At 54.6% G+C, this 20,020-nt stretch carries 14 protein-coding genes; 13 read left to right on the top strand and 1 reads right to left on the bottom strand.

Going from position 1 to position 20,020, the window contains the following annotated elements; all coding sequences use genetic code 11:
- Positions 1 to 276: 276 nt before the first annotated feature.
- Entirely contained in the window at positions 277 to 1,449 is a 1,173-nt protein-coding gene (locus HY30_RS08960; RefSeq protein ID WP_034739285.1) for an acetyl-CoA C-acetyltransferase, read from the top strand.
- A 629-nt stretch (positions 1,450 to 2,078) separates the two neighbouring features.
- Here the strand turns inward: HY30_RS08960 and HY30_RS08955 are convergent.
- Positions 2,079 to 2,924, bottom strand: a complete 846-nt coding sequence (locus HY30_RS08955) for an IclR family transcriptional regulator (protein WP_081812145.1) — start codon at positions 2,922 to 2,924, stop codon at positions 2,079 to 2,081.
- Positions 2,925 to 3,524: 600 nt separating this feature from the next.
- Between HY30_RS08955 and HY30_RS08950 the strand changes: the two genes are divergently transcribed.
- The 12 genes from HY30_RS08950 to HY30_RS08900 all read left to right on the top strand — a co-directional run bounded on the left by HY30_RS08950 (position 3,525) and on the right by HY30_RS08900 (position 19,973).
- Positions 3,525 to 4,742 carry a CaiB/BaiF CoA transferase family protein gene (locus HY30_RS08950; protein WP_034739283.1) on the top strand — a complete coding sequence of 406 codons (1,218 nt, stop codon included), beginning with the start codon at positions 3,525 to 3,527 and terminating at the stop codon, positions 4,740 to 4,742.
- 878 nt (positions 4,743 to 5,620) lie between these two features.
- Positions 5,621 to 9,097, top strand: coding sequence for an indolepyruvate ferredoxin oxidoreductase family protein (locus HY30_RS08945; RefSeq protein ID WP_051615198.1), 3,477 nt, complete (start codon positions 5,621 to 5,623; stop codon positions 9,095 to 9,097).
- A gap of 68 nt (positions 9,098 to 9,165) precedes the next feature.
- Positions 9,166 to 10,356, top strand: coding sequence for a CaiB/BaiF CoA transferase family protein (locus HY30_RS08940; protein ID WP_206741446.1), 1,191 nt, complete (start codon positions 9,166 to 9,168; stop codon positions 10,354 to 10,356).
- Positions 10,357 to 10,366: 10 nt separating this feature from the next.
- Entirely contained in the window at positions 10,367 to 11,161 is a 795-nt protein-coding gene (locus tag HY30_RS08935; protein ID WP_034739281.1) for an enoyl-CoA hydratase/isomerase family protein, read from the top strand.
- Positions 11,162 to 11,187: 26 nt separating this feature from the next.
- Positions 11,188 to 12,378 carry an acyl-CoA dehydrogenase family protein gene (locus HY30_RS08930; protein WP_051615196.1) on the top strand — a complete coding sequence of 397 codons (1,191 nt, stop codon included), beginning with the start codon at positions 11,188 to 11,190 and terminating at the stop codon, positions 12,376 to 12,378.
- Positions 12,378 to 13,721, top strand: coding sequence for an MmgE/PrpD family protein (locus tag HY30_RS08925; RefSeq protein WP_051615194.1), 1,344 nt, complete (start codon positions 12,378 to 12,380; stop codon positions 13,719 to 13,721). The genes HY30_RS08930 and HY30_RS08925 overlap by 1 nt, the downstream gene beginning before the upstream one ends.
- Before the next feature lie 19 nt (positions 13,722 to 13,740).
- Complete coding sequence (locus HY30_RS08920) at positions 13,741 to 14,706, top strand: hydroxymethylglutaryl-CoA lyase (RefSeq protein ID WP_034739277.1); 966 nt, start codon at positions 13,741 to 13,743, stop codon at positions 14,704 to 14,706.
- Between the two features lie 10 nt (positions 14,707 to 14,716).
- The gene (locus tag HY30_RS19990) at positions 14,717 to 15,136 is read left to right on the top strand and encodes a hypothetical protein (RefSeq protein WP_155839286.1); all 420 of its coding nucleotides are present in this window, start codon (positions 14,717 to 14,719) and stop codon (positions 15,134 to 15,136) included.
- Positions 15,137 to 15,557: 421 nt separating this feature from the next.
- The gene (locus tag HY30_RS19225; protein WP_241765682.1) at positions 15,558 to 17,273 is read left to right on the top strand and encodes a TonB-dependent receptor plug domain-containing protein; all 1,716 of its coding nucleotides are present in this window, start codon (positions 15,558 to 15,560) and stop codon (positions 17,271 to 17,273) included.
- On the top strand, positions 17,209 to 18,321 hold the full coding sequence (locus tag HY30_RS08910) for a TonB-dependent receptor domain-containing protein (RefSeq protein WP_162176917.1): 1,113 nt from the start codon (positions 17,209 to 17,211) through the stop codon (positions 18,319 to 18,321). Before HY30_RS19225 ends, HY30_RS08910 begins: the two co-directional genes overlap by 65 nt.
- 7 nt (positions 18,322 to 18,328) lie before the next feature.
- A complete protein-coding gene (locus HY30_RS20680) occupies positions 18,329 to 18,745 on the top strand; it encodes a Zn-ribbon domain-containing OB-fold protein (RefSeq protein WP_034739273.1) in 417 nt (138 codons plus the stop codon).
- Between the two features lies 1 nt (position 18,746).
- Positions 18,747 to 19,973: an acyl-CoA dehydrogenase family protein gene (locus tag HY30_RS08900; protein ID WP_051615189.1), complete on the top strand. Its 1,227-nt coding sequence runs from the start codon at positions 18,747 to 18,749 to the stop codon at positions 19,971 to 19,973.
- Positions 19,974 to 20,020 lie beyond the last annotated feature (47 nt).

Genomic DNA, 20,020 nt, shown 5'->3' with positions numbered 1-20,020 from the left:
TCGCCTCGAAAAAGCTGATCATGGCGGGCGCAAAACTTGCACCCGCCACGCTTGGCGATACATCAATACCGATGAAAGACATTGCGCGCTGCGGTCTGGACACATCGTAGTATGATTGCGCGCCGACATGAAAAAGTCAGTAGAAAGACAAATTCGGTCTGCAAATCAGCATTCAAACAGCGGGTGCGAACTCGCAAAATATCAGTTCAGCCGGGACGCATACAGTCGTGACGCCCGTAATAATTCAAACAACCATTTTTTGAAGGAGTAAGAGAGATGCCGGACGCCTATATAATTGAATCAGCAAGGACCGCAGGAGGTCGCCGCAATGGAGCGCTTTCGGGCTGGCATCCGGCGGACATGGCGAGCGAGGTCCTGAACGCGCTGATTGATCGTTCAGGTGTCGATCCCGCAGCAATCGAAGATGTCATCATGGGGTGCGTCAGCCAGGCGGGAGAGCAGTCGTCTGCGCTTGGCCGTAATGCGGTGCTTGCGTCAAGACTTCCCCAAAGTGTGCCGGCAGTCACGATAGATCGCCAGTGCGGATCGTCTCAGCAGGCGTTACAGTTTGCGGCGCAGGCTGTGATGTCCGGTACGCAGGACATGGTGATTGCCGCTGGCGTGGAAAGCATGTCGCGGGTGCCGATGAATTCGGCGATCGATTTGTTCGCGAAAGCGGGTATCGGAGATGGGCCCTGGAGCGAACGAATCCAGCGCAAATATGGCATCAAGGAATTCAGCCAGTTTCAGGGTGCGCAGATGATTGCAGAAAAATACGGGTTCACCAGAGACGACATGGACCGGTTTGCGCTGGAAAGCCATCGACGCGCAGCACGAGCAACGGAATCCGGCGCGTTCAACTCTGAAATTGTACCCTTGCAGGTAACGGGCAGCGATGGTCCGGTCCAGCATAATCGGGACGAGGGTATCCGCTACGACGCAGATCTCGAGCGTATGGGATCCGTCAGGACACTCATGGAAGGGGGAACCATCACTGCCGCGAATGCAAGTCAGATTTGCGATGGCGCCTCCGGCCTGCTGATTGCGAATGAAGCGGCCATCAAGATGCACGGATTAAAACCGAAGGCGCGCATCGTAAGCATGCTCGTTACGGCTGGCGATCCTGTCATTATGCTTGAAGAGCCCATCTTTGCAACGCAGAAGGCGCTGGCGCGCCGGAATCTATCCATGGCGGAGATCGACCTCTACGAGGTGAATGAAGCATTTGCCTCTGTGCCTATGGCATGGCTTGAAACGCTGGGCGCAGATCCTGAAAAATTGAATGTGAATGGTGGGGCGATCGCGCTGGGTCACCCGCTCGGCGCATCGGGGACCAAGCTCATGACCACGCTCGTTCACGCCCTTCATGCACGCGGTTTGCGTTATGGTCTGCAAACCATGTGTGAGGGTGGCGGTATGGCGAACGTGACGATCGTTGAGGCGATTTGAAGAATGCACGAAGCAGCGTCCGGGCTCGTCGAGCCTGAAAGTCGGGAGCGCGGGGAATCTTGACGCAACGTGTTCAAGAGTCCCGACTCTCGCGTTCGCCAGCCAGGAATGACAATGCGATGGCAGCTTCAGTACCCGACGCATCAGCTGAAGTCCGAACTCCGGACCACGCTTCGAGGACAGAGTGAGGCAAGACGGAATGAATATGGCAGGTGCGCGTTCTCTTGTGTGTCCGGCGTTCAATACTTCCGCCAGTCGATCTCCAGGCGAGCCCAGTCGCTGAAGGTCACACTTAGTATCCGAGCGGTTGGGGCCTGCCGACGTTCTGCCAGCAACGGTATCTGGAGACCATCAACCGCCGGATTTGTGGTACTTTCAGTTGTCTTGCCTGGTACAAAACTGAAATTGCCAATCGGCGTCGATCCTTCTGGTCGAACCAGAAGTTTCCATATCAGTGATAAAGATATCTCCTGAGCATAGCTATCCGTTAGCCGGCATCTCGCAACGCATGTCGAAATTTTGCATCGCGCAAAATTCAGATCGCGGGAAACGAATCGAGCGGGCACTTTAGTTCGGGACTGATTGACTCAGAGGCGACCAGCTGAGGGCGGTCCTGTTCGCCTTCCCGATCAGGAGACAACGGTGCCTAACGGACCGAGCAGTTCGGCAATTCTGCGGGCACCATCGGTAAGAATGCGCACGGCCTCTTTGGGGTCTGAGGTGTTCAGGAACTCGTCAGTTGATGCCATACCCAAGGCCGAGTGTGGATAGCCTTGCTCGTTAGGGCCCTGCAATTGCGGTATCACCACCGCGACCGAATTGAATCCCCTCGTCCAGCCTCCTCGGGAAATGGCGTAGCCCAAAGACCTGATTTCCTCAAATTCCTTGACGAGCGCCTTGCGATCCAGGGCTGAAGCATTGGGAACAGTCTTGAGGATATGATCTAGCAGCGCGATTGGATCACGCTGGTGTGCAAGCAGCACCTTGCCCGCCGCCGTAAAGGCTGCGGGCACTCTGAGGCCCGCCCTTGTGGAAGAGCGGGGACCCTGAACTGACTCTGCCTTCTCAATATAAAGTATATCTGTTCCCGAGAGCGTTGTGACGAAGACGCTGTTGCCTGTCTCTGAGTTGATGTCTCTTATCGTCGGTCTGGCTGCGCGCCGGAGCATGTGCCGGTCGATGACGACGGACCCGAGCTCCCAGAGCTTCAAGGTTGCCTTATATCGCCGCGTGTCATCTTCCTGTGCCACAAATCCCATCTCAAGGAGGGTATTCAGGAGGCGATGAATATTGCTTTTTCCGTAGCCCAGCTCTGAACTCAAAGCCGATACGCCCAATGGCGAATTTGATTCAGCGAGCGCAATCAAGACAGACAAGCCCTTAACCAGGGTTGTATCCATTCGCGTTGAAGCCGAAGACTCTTCATCTTCGGGTAGTGCTATATCCAAAGTCGCCGACAGCTTCGTTTTCACCATGTATTCAGAAATCCTTCGTCCTTTTATACGTAAACCCCGTCGATGAGTCCCTGCATTCTCAATTAGAACTGAGGCCGCTTTCAAACACGCACGTGATCTTCGGCGTATGAAGGGTTAAATCTTGCCCAAGGGTCGAGAGTAGCTCACATAGTCGAACACTATTCCATGATAGCGAACATCATGGGGCAATTCAACACAACGCTCAAGAAATCGCTTTTGTGTGGAAGACTTGGGTCGGATGCAAGTTAATTGCCCGGCAGTCCGGACGTCGTGGCTGCAATCATTCATGCCTGTTTGCGTTCCTGGCAGCAGGATTTCAATACATTGCAGGGTATTCATCTGGTTTCTTCATCATCGCTGGAGCTATGGAGGAGACATGCCCTCCAGGCCCCGGGGCGAACTGGGCGAGGGTGCGGCGGTGAGCCTTAGGTTTCCGGACGGGGGCGATCAAACCTGTGATTGGAACGGACCCAAGTTCCAAACTTGACCTGCGGAATGCCAATGGCCTCAAAGGAAATATTCGGAACTGTTTTCTAAATTGCAGAACACCTATTTGTGAGCTAACGTCATGAGCAGCACAGTTTTCAGGAAAGCGGCGAAATGGCCACAGACAAGCAAAATGCAAAAAATCTACCCCTGGCGGGTCTGAGAGTTATTGACCTCGGTCAAGTCTATCAGGGTCCGTACGCAACGTTTCTAATGGCAAAGGCTGGGGCAGAGGTCATAAAAGTCGAGTCGCCGGAAGGCGAATCCGCACGGTCGCGAGCGGAAATCAATGAAGGTGCGATGCTGCCTTTCGAGATGCTCAACGCAAACAAGAAGGGGATTACGCTCAATCTGAAGACGAGCCGCGGGCGTGAGCTCTTCATGCAACTCGTATCGGATGCGGATGTTGTTCTGGAAAATTTCGCCCCGGGTGTGATGGACAGGCTTGGAATCGGGTGGGAGGTTCTCCGGCAGGTCAATCCACGCCTCATCTACGCGACTGCGACTGGCTATGGAATCTCGGGTCGAGACAGAGATGGCCTGGCAATGGATCTGACGATACAAGCGGTTTCGGGAATTATGAGTGTTACAGGCATGCCTGACGGTCCTCCGATGAAAGCGGGGCCGGCCATTGCCGATTTTCTCGGGGGCACACATCTTTACGCTGGCGTCATGACGGCTCTTGTAGAGCGCGCGCGGACCGGTCACGGACGGCTTGTCGAGGTTGCTATGCAAGAGACGGTGTTTCCGACGCTCGCCTCGATACTCGGTATGTTTCATGGCAAGGACCCGTCCATGTCTCTAAGAACCGGAAACCGACATAGCGGTCTTGCAATTGCTCCGTATAATGTCTATCGTTCTTTGGACGGTTATGTCGCGATCATCTGCGTCAAGGAAAATCACTGGCGCGCATTGGCAAACCTGATGGAGCGGCCAGATCTGATAGACGATCCAAAATTTGCGACAAACGCAAGCCGTGTTTGCAACATGGACGAGACGGACGCGCTCATTGAAGCTTGGACTTCCCAGCAATCCATGGCTGACCTGTTTGAGAAGACGAAAAGCCACAAGGTCCCGAGCGCGCCGGTGCGGACGATAAGCGAGGTCCTAAATGATCCGCATATGCACGAGCGGGGGATGCTTGAATGGGTGGATCATCCGCGCCTTGGACGCGTGGTTCTGCCCAACAGTCCACTAAGATTCGATGAGACGGACAAGCTTGAAACCCGTTTTGCGCCAACACTAAGTGAGCACACGGAAGAAATACTGAATAGGCTATGTGGGGTATCGAACGCCGAGCTAATGGAACTCAAGGAGCGCGGCGTGGTCTAAGGAAGTTGTCCGCCTGAAGTCTTTGCGGAGGAGCTCCTTCCCGAGGGGGGGGGGCTTTGCGTTCGCACGAGCGCTGAGCTCTTCTCGCAGGGCGGCGGCGTGCTCGGTGACCTCGCCAAGCCCCCTTGTTCCTTGGTCAAGGACGCAGGACTTGCAACAATTGAACGGTCGTTATTGTCACCACGGATCGCGAACTGCCTGGCGTGCACTGTCATAGTTTCCAGGAGAGCCGTCGCACGACCTGAATGTGCTGTGGGGAGTGTTTGGCGGAGTTGTCATCGCGCAATCTCTTGCCTCAGAAACGTGCTGCACGCGTAATCAGGCGCTGCGGAATGATGCGAGGCGCATCCTGAGCGCTCAATGGCGGCAAAATGCCGGGCCGACAGTCCGACGCATAGGCAGCCTGAGCGGAGCGATTGCATGCGTCGATCGGTTGGTAATGGCACACTTGTTTGATCGGCCCTTTCAATTCTTGGGGTGAGTGATCGACGGCCCTGAGGCCAGAACCCCATTCACATCGGGTTACCGAGTTCCAGGCCAGATACTGTGCCCGGTAATCGGCGACAGACGATTCGGGGACATGCCGCTACCCGGGGTGAAGGCGTATGCAGCCTCCGGCAGGCATTGGATGCGGGAGGCCGCATCTTCCGGCGGTTGCGGGCCGTGCCAAAAAGGGACAGGGAATCATTCTTGCAATGTAGGACAGTTTCGTACAACATAATGGTACTATTCATATTTAATGGGAAACTTGGCGACAGCGCCTGCCCCGGAGTGAAAAGACATCTGCGGCCTGAATCAGAATAGCTTGATCGCTATTCGGGAGCGTTAGGTGTCGCGGATGAACTCGGGTCGGGGCGCAAGATCAGATAGGAAGATTCATGATAAATGCAGGCGCCCCCGGGCATGTGTCACTCGATGATAAATACAAGTCATCTGAAGGGCGGATCTATTTGACGGGTATTCAGGCTCTGGTGCGTTTGCCGTTGATCCAGCGTAGCCGGGACAAGGCCAACGGGTTGAATACGGGGGGATTCATATCGGGATATCGGGGCTCCCCCCTTGGTGGCTACGATCAGGCATTATGGGCTGCCAAGAAACTGTTGGAAGCCGAGAACATTCATTTTGAACCGGGCGTAAATGAAGAACTTGCGGCTACTGCGGTATGGGGCAGTCAGCAGGTAAACCTCTTTCCGGGGGCCAAAGTGGATGGTGTATTCGGAATCTGGTATGGCAAGGCGCCGGGTGTCGATCGATCACTTGATGCGTTAAAGCATGCGAATTCCGCCGGAACCAGTTCGTATGGTGGTGTTCTAGCAATTCTGGGGGACGATCACGGGGGCGTTTCGTCAACGCTCGTGAACCAGAGCGAACAAGTGATGATCGCGGCAATGATCCCGGTCATCAATCCTTCGAGTGTCCAGGAGTATGTGGATTTTGGTCTGATGGGCTTCGCCCTGTCCCGATATTCCGGCTGCTGGGTAGGTTTCAAGGCTGTGGCAGAAACTGTCGAGAGCAGCGCTTCGATTTCCGTCGACCCGGAAAGGGTGACAATTGTCCTGCCCACTGACTTCGTGCCTCCGGAGGGCGGCCTTGGTATTCGTTCACCCGATCCGACAGTCGAACAGGAGCGGCGGTTGGTGGGGGCTAAGTTGAAAGCTGTCGCTGCATTCGCGCGAGCAAACCCGTTTGACCGATCGGTCTGGAACTCGCCGGGGGCTCGATTGGGCGTCGTGACAACCGGCAAGGCGTATCTTGATGTTCGTCAGGCGATGTCTGATCTGGGTATTGATGAGGCCCGTGCGCGCGAACTCGGGATTTCGATTTACAAGGTCGGGATGACCTGGCCCTTGGAAACGGAGGGGATAAAGCGCTTTGTCGATGGTCTCGAGGAAGTGGTCGTGGTCGAGGAGAAGCGCTCCCTAATCGAAGACCAGCTGATGAAGGCGCTATGCAATCTCCCGCGCCGCCCGATCGTCGTTGGAAAGCTGGACGAACTGGGGCGCGAATTACTGCCCGAGACAGGCGAGCTTGATCCGCTGGCAATTGGACTGGTTCTGGCGGACCGAATTCTTCGGATTTCCGACGATGCGGCAGTACGAGCCGCCGCTGGTGTGCTGGCTGACTTGGCTCAGCCGACAAGCGGCCAGGTGGTCAGTCTGACACGCACGCCATTTTTCTGTTCAGGTTGTCCGCACAATACTTCCACAAATCTTCCGGAAGGCAGTCGTGCGGGAGCCGGAATCGGTTGCCATGGTATGGCAATGTTTGTCCCCGAGAAGCGGACATCGACAATAACCCAAATGGGGGGGGAGGGAGCGAACTGGATCGGCCAGGCGCCGTTCAGCGGTGATGAGCATATTTTCCAGAATCTGGGCGACGGAACCTACAACCATTCCGGTCTCCTGGCGGTTCGCGCTGCGGCTGCATCCAATGTAAACATCACCTACAAGATCTTATATAACGATGCCGTCGCAATGACGGGCGGGCAGCCTCACGATGCGCCCCTGACAGTTCCGCAGATTACGAGACAAGTATCCGCGGAGGGCGCAAAAAAAATATATATTGTAACAGATGAACCAGACAAATATGGTGCTGGCGCTGAATTTGCGCCCGGGACGGTTGTTCGGCATCGCGATGATCTTGATACGGTGCAAAAGGATCTGCGCGAAGTGCGGGGCTTGACCGTATTGATATACGATCAGACCTGCGCCGCTGAAAAGCGGCGCCGTCGGAAGCGCGGGCTATATCCCGACCCTCCCAAACGAATCTTTATCAACGACCGGGTCTGTGAAGGATGTGGAGACTGCTCAGTGAAGTCCAATTGTGTCGCAGTAAAGCCCTTGGAGACGGAGTATGGTCGAAAACGGCAAATCGACCAGTCGGACTGCAACAAGGACTATTCCTGTGCAAATGGATTCTGTCCCAGTTTTGTAACTGTGTTTGGCGGTGACCTTAGAAAGGCGCCTAAAGCGCAGGTCGGGCAGGGGGATGAACTCTTTGCCGAAATACCCTTCCCATCGATTCCAGTGCTGGATCAGAGCTACGACATCTTGATTACCGGTATTGGGGGCACTGGGGTCATTACGGTCGGCGCGTTGCTCGGAATGGCCGCTCACATGGACGGACTGGGCTGCTCTGTGCTCGACAATACCGGATTCGCCCAAAAAAATGGCGCTGTGATGAGTCATGTACGGCTTGGACCTGACCCGGAGGAGCTTCACTCCGTACGCATTGGCAGAGGTCGGGCCGATCTGCTGATTGGGTGTGACATTGTGGTGGCGGGAAGCCAGGCTGCGCTATCCTGCTACAATCCAGAGACGACGAGGGCGGTGGTAAACGAGCATCTCCAGCCCACGTCAGACTTTGTTCGAGACAATGACATGGATTTTCAAACGTCTCGCATGCGCCAGTCCCTTGCCCAGGCGATTGGAGGAAACGTCGATTTCGTGAATGCGACGGCCATTGCATCGGCGCTTATGGGGGACGCAATCGCAACCAATGTCTTCATGCTGGGGTACGCGTGGCAGAAAGGACTTGTGCCCCTCAGGCTTTCAGCGATCGAGCAGGCTATCGAGCTGAATGGAGTCGCAATCCAGGCCAACAAGGAGACTTTCGCATGGGGAAGGCTGGCTGCGCATGATCCTGAGAAAATATCGGCCCTGCTGAAGCCTTCGCTGGCACCTGAGCAAGACCTGAATTTGTCGACACAGGCCATGGTCGATCGACGGGCGCTTGAGCTTGAGGTCTACCAGGACAGAGCGTATGCGGATCGTTACAGGGCCTTGGCTGACGCGGCATGCGCCGCAGATCCCGAGGGGGCTTTCCAAGGGCAATTCTCAAGGTCAGTTGCCACGAACTTTTACAAGTTGATGGCTTACAAGGATGAGTACGAAGTGGCGCGTCTCTACAGTGCGCCGGAGTTCCGAGAAAAGTTGCGACAGCAATTTCAAGGCGATTTCAAGCTGAAGGTCCACCTGGCGCCACCCTTGTTCTCAAGGCGGGACAAGGCGACCGGTCAACTCAAGAAGAGAATGTTCGGGCCATGGATGTTCCGGGTATTTCCCCTGCTCGCGAAGCTCAAGATACTTCGTGGCACCTGGGCTGATCCATTCGGCCACACGGATGAGCGTCGGACTGAGCGCGCACTGGTCGATGAGTACGAGGCGCTCATCAAGAAGCTGCTTGCGAACCTGACGGATAACTATTCGGTATCATGCAAGCTTGCGGATGTACCATCACGGATACGGGGATATGGGCACGTCAAGGACGAGAGTATCCGCTTGGCACGCGAGCGCCAAAGAGAGTTGATTGTCGCGCTTGATAAGAAAGTCTCGTCAATCCACGCGGTTGCGTAATTGGCAAGTTCGGCTTGCATGTTTCGAGAATGGTCATTATTGTCAGACAAAATCGTCTAGATATATAGATGGATAATGACCGCCTGTCCGCGCGGAAAAAAATTCGGAGTGATAAGATGAGTTCCAATACCTATCCATTGTCAGGCATCGTTGTGATCGAGATTGGCGGAAGTCTGGCGGCCCCTTTCGCGGGCCAGATTCTGGGGGATCTTGGCGCCGAAGTTATCAAGGTTGAGCGTGCTCAGGGCGATGATGCGCGAAAATGGGGGCCACCATACACCGCCTTTCCATCGGCAAATCGGAACAAGAAGTCAGTCGTTCTGGACTTGAGGAAGAACTCCGATCGAGAAAGCCTGAGGCGGCTCGTGAGTGAAAGGGCAGATGTTGTTCTGCAAAATCTTCGACCCGGCCACTTGGACGAAATAGGGATGGGTGCGGAATACTTCAGGGATCTGAAGCCGGGCTTGGTCTTTTGCAATCTCGGCGCTTTCGGGAAGGACGGTCCCTTTGCGCGGCGGCCAGGATATGATCCGCTGATGCAGGCATTTGCCGGCATAATGAGTGTCGTCGGAGAAGAGGGGAGGCCACCCGTCCGCGTCGGACCGTCGATTGTGGATCTGGGTACCGGCATGTGGGCGGTTATCGGTATCTTGTGCGCCCTCATGCGAAAACGGGAGACAGGTGTCGGCGCGACCGTCGATGTTTCGTTGCTCGAGACGGCGATAACCTGGATGATGGGCTATGTGTCGCGCTATTCTGCAACAGGCGAGGTTGCCAAGCCTATGGGCACCGGGCAGGCGGGAATAGCTCCCTATCAGGCCTACGCAGCTTCTGATGGGAGGTATCTGATCGTCGCGGCCGGAAACGACTCATTGTTTCAAAAGCTTTGCGGAGTACTTGGGCAGTCCCAATGGGCGACAGATGCGCGATTTGTTTCCAATGGAGATAGATTTGCAAACCGACAAGAGCTGAATGATCTGATTGCAACCGAGATAAAAAAGGAAACCATGGAGCATTGGCTCACGGCGATTGATGCAGTGGGCGTGCCTTGTGCTCCCGTCAATAATGTCAAGGAAATGCTGGAAAGCGAACAAACGAAAGCGCTCGATATCATAAGGACAATACCCGGTGGGGGAGAGATAGAACACGTCATGCTGCCGCTAAGCTTTGATGGAACCAGGCCGGGCGGGCGTACTGGCCCCCCCACCCTTGGTCAGCATACGAGTGAGGTCCTTGCAGAGCCGACCAAGGTCGGTTGAGGGAGGGGGCATGGATATTCCCGACTATGAGACACTGCGGGTGGAGCGAATCGGTTCCCACGTAATGCTGGTCACCATGAATCGGCCTGACAGGCTAAATGCCATTGATATGACTATGACGCGTGAGCAGAATGACCTTCTGACTCGTCTGCAATTCGATCCCGACTGGGTCCGATGCGTTGTTTTGACTGGCGCCGGCCGCGCATTTTCAGCGGGTGGAGATCTCAAGGACAGAAATACCCAGAGTATCGAGGACTGGACGCTCCAGCACGAGATTGGGGAGCGAATGTTGATGATGCGTATAGAGAGCAAAATACCCTGGATAGCAGCGGTAAACGGGATATGCTATGCGGGAGGTCTTGAGACCGCCCTGAGTTGTGACTTTATTTATGCTTCGGAAGATGCGCGGTTTGCCCTGACAGAATGCAAGATCGGAATTATGCCGGGAGGTATGGGCACGCAGAACCTGCCCAGAGCTGTTGGTGAGCGCAGGGCAAAAGAACTGATTTTGGCTGCCGTTCCGTTCAGCGCAGAAGAGGCGTGCCGTTGGGGAATGATAAACCGGTTATGCCCTCAGACTGAGTTGATCAGTGAGGCGCTTGCGACGGCAAAGAAAATTGCAGAATGCGCTCCGCTCTCAGTGAGACAGGCGCGTAAATCAATCCATTTTGGCCTGCAGACTGATCTGGCGACCGGCTATCGATATGAGTTGGAAGCATATTACAGGCTGCTGGATACACAGGACCGACGTGAAGGGATAGCTGCTTTTAACGAAAAGCGGGTTCCCGAATTCAAAGGCCGTTGAAAATATATATATAGGGAGATGATCAATTGTTGGGGCATCGAGAACCAATAGAACTTACAATTACTTCCGGTGAGGATTATCGGGAGATCCGCGAAGCAATTCGTTCGTTGTGCACAAAGTTTCCTCTGGATTACTGGCTCAAGGTGGAGAAGGCGGAAGCCTACCCTCAAGCCTTCGTGGATGCGCTGACCGAGGCCGGGTGGCTGTCTGCCCTGATCCCCGAAGAATATGGAGGGGCAGGGCTTCCATTTCGTGCTGCGGGCGTTGTCCTCGAGGAGATCATGGCCTGCGGAGGCAACGCAGGAATGATCTTTGCCCAGATGTATACTATGGGTACTGTTCTGCGTCACGGGAGTGCTGAGCAAAAGCAGAAATACCTGCCCGAGATCGCCAAGGGGAATATACGTCTCCAAGCATTCGGAGTGACGGAGCCGACGAGCGGGAGCGATACCACCAGTCTGCGAACCAGCGCTGTTAGGGACGGCGACAGCTACGTCATAAATGGGCAAAAGATATGGACGTCGAGAGCGCGCCAATCTGACCTGATGCTTTTGCTTGCCAGGACCACGCCCAGGAGTGAAGTCGCAAAAAAAACCGATGGGCTTTCGGTCTTCCTTGTCGATATGCGAGCAGCTGTTGGAAACGGAATGACAATTCAGCCCCTCGATGCCTTCATCAATCACCAAACAAACGAAGTCTTTTTCGATAATCTGCGAATACCAGCTGACAGCCTCATCGGGGAAGAAGGAAAAGGTTTCAAGTATATACTGAGCGGCATGAACTCTGAGCGAATCCTGGCCTCTCATGTGCACATCGGATCCGGCCGCTGGTTTATCGAGACTGCTGTCAAATATGCCAAGGAACGTATCGTGTTTGACCGGCCAATCGGCCAAAATCAGGGGATTCAATTTCCCATCGCCGAAGCCTACGCAAATGTCGTGGCAGCGGACATGCTGACCCGCAAGGCAGTTGCTCTGTATGATGTGGGCAAGGAAACCGGCGAAGATGCGAATCTGGCCAGGTTGTTTTCAGCCGAGGCGAACTGGCAGGCTGCCGAGGCATGTTTCCAGACCCATGGCGGCTTTGCGGCGGCCAAAGAATTCCACGTCGAGCGTCGCTGGCGCGAAGCGCGATTGGGACGTATCGCACCCGTTTCTCATAATCTGGTATTGGCATACATTGCCGAGCACGTCTTGAAATTGCCGAGGTCGTATTGATGTCCGGGCTAACTCAGGATTTGGCTGAGCTGGTCGCGGAAAGTCGAAAATTTGTTCTTCCTTTGGATGCAATCGCGATCGCGAAGCGGGGATTTATCGACGCGATTGCTACGATGCTTTCTGGACGGAACGAAAAAGTCGTTCTCACACTCTGTGAGCTTCATGGACGACTGGAGAGGGGTGGTTCTTCGGTCCTCATGGGTCTGGCCAGCGCAGATGTGCAAAGTGCCGTCATGATCAATTCAGCTTCAGCTCACGCCCTGGATTTTGATGATGTTGCGCTACTGGGGCATCCAAGTGCGGTCCTGGTGCCTGCAGTTCTTGCCGAAGCCGACAGGCTTGGGCGATCCGGGGCCGAGGCGGTTGCAGCTTATGTTTCAGGATATCAGGTTTGGGCTGAGCTTTGTTGGAGAGAATCCGACCCCCTGCATGCGAAAGGTTGGCATCCTACGTCGATATTTGGAACAATCGGGGCGGCAGCGGCGGTGGCAAGCTTGCATGGATTCGATGCCGTGACGGCACGTAATGCCCTTGCAATTGCTGCAAGCTTTTCCAGCGGCCTTGCGGCAAATTTTGGCTCCATGGCCAAGCCCCTTCAGGTCGGGATGGCCGCATCTCGCGGTGTGTATGCAGCAAGGCTCGCCGGTGCCGGCATGACGGGATCGGAAGATGCTCTCGAACATTACGCAGGCTTGCTGGCGGCGATCTCGCCCCGTGGAAACACGGATCGAAATTCCCGCATTCGACCGCAGGAGCGGCTTTGGATCTCGGAACTCGGGCTTTCGATCAAGAAATATCCTATCTGCTATGCAACCCACAGGGCCATTGACGGATTGATCGAACTCACCCGAGCCAATGCGATTGCCAGCGATGACATCGGCCAAGTTCGCGTAATCTTCAGCCCTACACAGGCGGCGTTGCTACGCAATCATCGTCCAAAAACGGCGCTCGAAGCCGCGTTCAGTATTGAGTTTGCCGCAGCTGCCGCAATCACAGCCGGACACATCGGTTTTGAACAGATGACCGACTCATATGTCGGCCGGGCAGATGTCCAGGGATTGATTGAGAAAGTCGAAATTGAGACAATCGACACCCATTCCCCGAACGAATTGGGACTGGCCCTTACAGAAAGGGTAATAGTCGTGATGCATGACGGACGGGAATTCGATAGCGGGGAGATCCGTTTTGCCCGGGGAAATGCGCAACTTCCATTGTCGGATGAAGAACTCAGTCAAAAATTCCACATGTGTGCACAGGGTGTCGATTGGATCGATCCGGATGCGTTGCTGGGCAAGCTACAGAATCTCGAGAATTTGAGAGCGACGACAGATCTAACAAACTAGAAAAAATGAGATTCAGATAATGTCAGACCGTCCCCAAAAGGTATTTATCGTGGAGGAAGGCCCCCGTGAAGGATTTCAGTTTGAGAGGGGACCTATACTCACAGAAGACAAAATTCGCCTGATTGATGCGCTTTCGACCACCGGATTGCGTCAAATTCAAACGGTTTCCTTCGTGCCGGCGAAGAACGTTCCGGGCATGGCGGACGCGGAACAGGTTGTGGCGGGTTTCGAACGTGTACCGGGCGTAGAATACACTGCGCTGTGGCTGAATGAAACCGGCTTGCGACGCGCTGTTTCAACGGGAAAACTGGACATCCATGGACATATATCGCTGTGTCTTTCTGGCGAATTTTTACGGCGTAACCAAAACCGGACCATTACTGAAAACTATGAAAAGCAACGGGAGATCCTTCGCACCTATCGTGACATGGGAATTCGTGTACGGATGGGTGCGCTCATGGCCGCGTTTGGGTGCAACTTTGCGGGGGATATTGATCCCAAGAACGTGGTCGAGATGATCGGAGACCTTCTGAGGTTGAGCCAGGAGGCTAACGTTACATTGGACTATATCACATTGGCGGACACGATGGCGTGGGCCACGCCGTCATCGATCCGCAGGGTCGTGGGTGCAGTACGAAGCCGGTATCCGGACTTGCAACTATGCCTTCATCTCCACGATACGCGTGGTATGGCCCTGGCGAATGCCTGGGCCGGACTGGAATTGGGCATCGACAGATTTGACGCCGCCGTTGCCGGACTGGGTGGATGCCCCTTCGCCGAGCATAAGGGAGCGGCCGGGAATATCTGCACGGAGGATCTTGTATTCCTGTGTGAAGAAGCCGGCATCGAAACGGGTGTGGATCTGGAGAAGCTGGTAGAGGCAGCCTTGCTAGCAGAAGAAATTGTCGGGCATCCGCTCCCTGGTTCGATAAAAACGGGAGGATCACTAAATCCATATAGGGCGCGCTCGGGCATGAATTCTTGAGCTACAATCCGTGGATCGGCTGAAGGGCGATACTAATCATCATGGGCTCGCGAGAGAGCCATCAAGACGCTGGTTACAAGTCATCCTTTCCGACGATGGCAGGGCTATTCATTGGGACTGCATCATTCCTCCGGAGCATGGCGACGAACAAATCGGTCACGGCCGCCTCGAATGGCACAATTCAACTCAAAACTGCAGTCCAGGCATGCAAACAGCCAGAGTGTGTTTGAACCCAGTGATGCAGCCGAACGGTCTGGCCATAGGCAGTGTCCAGAATATCTTCAACCGTATCATGACGGAATGGTCCATACGGCCGCTTTCAAACCTCAGACTGGCAATGACGCGATCTCGAGATCAGCCGATAGGCTCGGTCAAGAATCCGAATTCGCCAAGTGAGTTTCAGGAAGCAATCCCGAAAGACATGGAATGATTGTCTGAAATACGAAAATCCCACTCATATCCAATCGTTGGAGCAGGGAAATGTCCGGCTATCCGATATCGCTGGTTTCGCTGCTGCGCAAGCAATTCTCTCGCAAGTCTCGTGTCAGAATAAATAGTCTGAGCCGACAAATGTCCTCACCTGCATTTGGAGATAAAAAATGTCCTACAAAAAGGTTGATAAAATTGCTCGACGCTATTAGCCTCCAGTATGGCCGATATGCTATGAATAGAAACACATTCCAATTGCCAGAAAAGTATTTCTAATATAGTAAAAGTAGTTTCAGGAGGTGTGTGCCTGAAAAAAAACGAAGAGTGGAATAGTCCACCATCGTGCCAAGGGAGGTCGAAAAGACATGAGGCGAGGAATTTCGTATAAGTTTTGGCTTGGCTGCGGAGCCGCTGTATTGACCATGGTCGGTGCGGCGAGCGCGCAAGAGACTGATATCGCGGGGGAAGTGACGGCAGAGCAGATCGGAACCAGTACCGATGATGGTGAAAATGCCAGTCGGGAACTGGACAAGGTCATCGTAACCGGTAGCCGCCTGCGTTCGGGCCTGGAGACGCCCGTTCCGGTGACGATGCGCAGTGCAGAGCAATTGCAGGCAGCGTCTCCCGGCCTTCTCAGTGAGGCTCTTCTCCAGCTCCCGGTGTTCAAGGGATCCTCTCGCGCATCCAACGGAACGCAGTCGTCGGCCCGGGACAATGGGGCCACTTTCCTTAACCTGAGAGGAATCGGAAAGGAGCGTACACTGGTCTTGCTTGATGGGCGACGCTTTGTCTCATCTAGTGAAGGCGGTGTTCCGGACGTCAATCTGTTTCCTGAGGGGCTTGTAAAGCGGGTCGAAATTGTCACCGGCGGGGCATCCGCAGCCTACGGATCCGACGCAGTATCTGGTGTTGTGAATTACATTCTGGACACGGACTATACTGGCTTGAAGTTCGAAGGGGAAGGGGGTATTTCCGGAGAAGATGATTCGGGTCTCTACAAGGCTACGTTGACCGGAGGGCAGGAGTTTGCCAACGGGAGTGGGCATATTCTCTTCAGTCTTGAGGCCTTCAATCAGGATGGCACAAACTGGGATGCGCGCGACTGGAATGCTGGGTGGGCGCTTGCGGCCAATGATTCTCCGCCGCCTTCGAGAGTCATCGCGGCACCGTATAATCTTCAGATGTCCAATGGGGGCGCCATTCTGTCCGGTCCCCTCGCTGGAACAATGTTCCTGCCCGGTGGAGCGACTGCGCCGTACGACCCCGGGACCAACCGCAGCTCAATCTATCAGGTCGGAGGGGACGGCAACAGGCTTCCCTACGATATTTCAGCTGGAGTTGAGCGAAAAGTCGCGTTTGCGCGAGGTGAGTACAATACGGGAGGCGTGACCCTTTATGCCGAAGGCACTGTAGCGGAAGTCGTAACCGGATATGATCTTCAGTACCCAAACTATTTTGGTGGTACGTCGTATACGATCTTTAATGACAACGCGTTTCTCTCAGATGCGGTCAAGGCGGATATGGCTACGGCCGGTATTGAATCGTTCCGCCTATCACGCGCGAATCAGGACTGGGGCTTCATGATTTCGGAGAACACCAGCCAGACTTGGCGCGTTATGGGCGGGTTCGATTGGGACCTGGGTGGGGATTGGGAGTTGGGCGGCTATGCAATGGGCGCCGAAAACAATCTGGTCGCGCGAACTAATGGCAATGCCATTACGCGCAATGCCATTGCTGCCGCAGATGCAGTCCTGGATCCGGTAACGGGTGAAATAGTCTGCCGTTCAACACTGGCCGGCTTTGATCCCGGCTGCGTGCCGATGAACCTGTTTGGCGAGGGATCTCCATCCCAAGCGTCGATTGATTACACAACAGGTGCTGCGGTCAAAGATCTCACCCTTGAGCAACAGATCGTTTCGCTGACGCTCCGAGGTTCTCCTTTCACACTTCCGGCCGGCGACGTGAATATCGCCACGGGGATCGAATATCGGAAAGAAACGGCGACTCAGACGGGAGACCCGATCTCGGCACGAATAGACACTGATGACGGCCTTCGGGGGGGCAATCAACCGATTGACGAGCGGCGTGCCTGGCGGCTTCCAGCTGTCGAATCCTCAGCCACTGCGGGGGACTTATGATGTCAAGGAATTCTTCGTCGAGGCCGATGCGCCTCTGGTGATCGACAAGACCTTGATGAAATCCCTGTCGCTCAATGGCGCAGTGCGTATTATTGAATATAGCACGGTCGGGGATGTCACGACGTGGAAGGCGGGAATTAGTTATGAGCCGTTCGACGACTTGCGGCTCCGCGCCACACGGTCCCGGGACATCAGGGCTGCCAATATTCAGGAACTGTTCACGGGGGTGCAGAATGCTCTGGCGGTCGTTCGTATCAATGGAGGTACGTCGAGTGCATTGGGGCAGCGGAGGGGCAATCCTGACCTAAATCCCGAAATTGCGGACACCGTCACCTATGGGTTGGCCTATCAACCTGCCTGGTTGCAGGGTTTTGGTGCGACGGTAGACTACTACAGCATTGATATTGAGGGTGCCATCCAGCAACTTTCGAATCAGCAGACGGTTGACCAGTGCGACAATGGTTCGCAGCTCGCATGTGCTCAGATCACCACCAATTCGTCAGGCTTGATTATTATCGATACCCCCTATCTCAATTTGGCGGGTCTCAAGGCAAGTGGTGTAGACTTGGAGCTGAATTATGCTGGTGATCTTGGATCAGGCAAGTTTGGCGCTACCGGCTTGGTAAGTTATCTGGATACGCTTGAGACGACAGTGCCAGGTGCGCCATCCGTGGACCGGGCGGGAGATATCGGAGCCAGTGGGACGCCTCATTGGTCCGGAAGCCTTCTTCTCAACTACAGCCAGGGGGCTTGGGATTTTTACCTCCAGGAGCGCTTCATCGGTTCGGGAAGTTATGACAATACTCTTCCGCCCAATTCGTTGGCTGACGATAAAGTCGATCCAGTCTTCTATACTGACATAACAGCGAAGTACGCCTTCGATGCAGGAATCGGAAAAGCGGAATTGTTCGGGACCGTCAATAATCTCTTCGATAAAGACCCTCCCATTGTGCCGTTCTCTCCTTACGGTGTGTACCGTTCCACAAATCCCGGCCTCTATGATGTTGTTGGCAGGTATTTCACGGTTGGCTTGAAACTGAGGTTTTAAGCAAGCGATGCAAAGCCAGTATGACAAACCCGTCCCACATATAGACGAAGAGAGCCGCCCATACTGGGCGGCTCTCAAGAGGGAAAAGCTAATATTGAAGCGATGTCTGGCGTGCTCCCGGCATCACTTCTATCCCAGGATACTCTGCCCACACTGCCACTCCTGCGAACTGAAATGGTCCGAAGCGTCCGGACTTGGGACAATCTATTCGTTCACGATAGCGCGCCGCGGAGCCGGCCCTGCCTTTTCTGCTGATGCCCCATATGCCGTTGCGATCGTGGAGCTCGATGAAGGGGTTCGGATGATGACAAATATCGTCATTGAAAATGTGGACATTCTGGCGATCGGGCAGCGTGTAGGGGTCATCTTTGAGCACGTTACAGAAGATGTGACTCTGCCAAAATTCAAATTGATTGGGAGTTGATGTGAAAATAGATCCAGATCACGTCGCGATTGCGGATTCCATCATTCGCTTTATCGACCGGGACGTCGTTTCGCTTGAGGAGAAGCATCACGCGCTACTGCGGGATGATCGTTCAATGTTCGATTCGGACGGACGTTATGTTCCCGAAATATTGTCCCTCAGGCGACAAGTCAGAATGCGCTCTGCCGAGCTTGGATTCTATACACTCTTTGGTTCTGAAAAACTGGGCGGCTCCGAGATGGGAGCGTGCGCCTATGCGCATATACAAGAAGTATTATATCGCAAGTATGGACCAAACAGGACTTTGATCCAGCATGTGGTCATACCGTCTCCCTTTACCAATGGGCTTTCCCCCGTTCTTTGCCAGCTGGCACCCGAAGTGTTCGAGCAGTATCGCGAGGGCGTGTCGAGTGGGGACAAAACCCTTTGCTTTGCTTTGAGCGAACCGGATGCGGGCTCGGATGTGATGGCAATGAAGACACGCGCTGTGAGAGATGGAGATGGCTGGATTATAAATGGCACCAAGCAGTGGATAACAAATTCGCCGTATGCGGATTACGCGATGGTGTTCGCGGTGACCGATCCTGAAAAAGTGGCGCAGCGCAGAGGCGGTATTACGGGATTTTTCGTAGACACACGGGCGGACGGCTTTTCGGTTCCGGGTATCACCAGAGTAATGGGACATCTCGGGGGCGAAACCGGCATCGTCGTCCTCGACAATGTTCGGGTCCGTGATGATCATCGGCTGGGCCCAGTCGACCGTGGCCTGGCAGTCGCCATTAGTGGCGTGAGCGCAGGACGTCTCGGATTGTCAGCATTATGTTTAGGCCTGGCGCGCTGGGCTCTGGACATGGCCACGGAGTATTCCAGGATCCGGAAGACATTCGGTGTCCCTATCTCGGAACATCAGGCGATTCAATTCATGCTTGCAGACAGTCTCATGGATATCTATGCGGCGAAATCAATGCTTCACGACTGCGCAGCCAGCATAGACGCGGGCGACAACGCAGTAGCCAAAACAAGTATGGTCAAAGCCTTTTGCACCGAGATGGTCGGACGAGTCATCGACAAGAGCATTCAGATACATGGCGGGATGGGCCTGACAAACGAGCTCCGTCTTGAGGAAGGCTACCGGCTCGCGCGGCAGGTTCGAATTCCCGATGGGACAGGCGAAATTCAGCGCCGCACAATTGCGCGCCAGTTATTGTCCGACCAAGTAATTCTCTAGCCGAATAAGCCTGCTGGCTGTCTCATGCCAGAATTATAAAAACTACG

The organism is Hyphomonas chukchiensis, from assembly GCF_000682695.1.
Taxonomy (GTDB): Bacteria; Pseudomonadota; Alphaproteobacteria; order Caulobacterales; family Hyphomonadaceae; genus Hyphomonas; species Hyphomonas chukchiensis.
The sequence above is the reverse complement of the archived record's forward strand: the minus strand, read 5'-3'. Positions and strand labels throughout refer to the sequence as shown.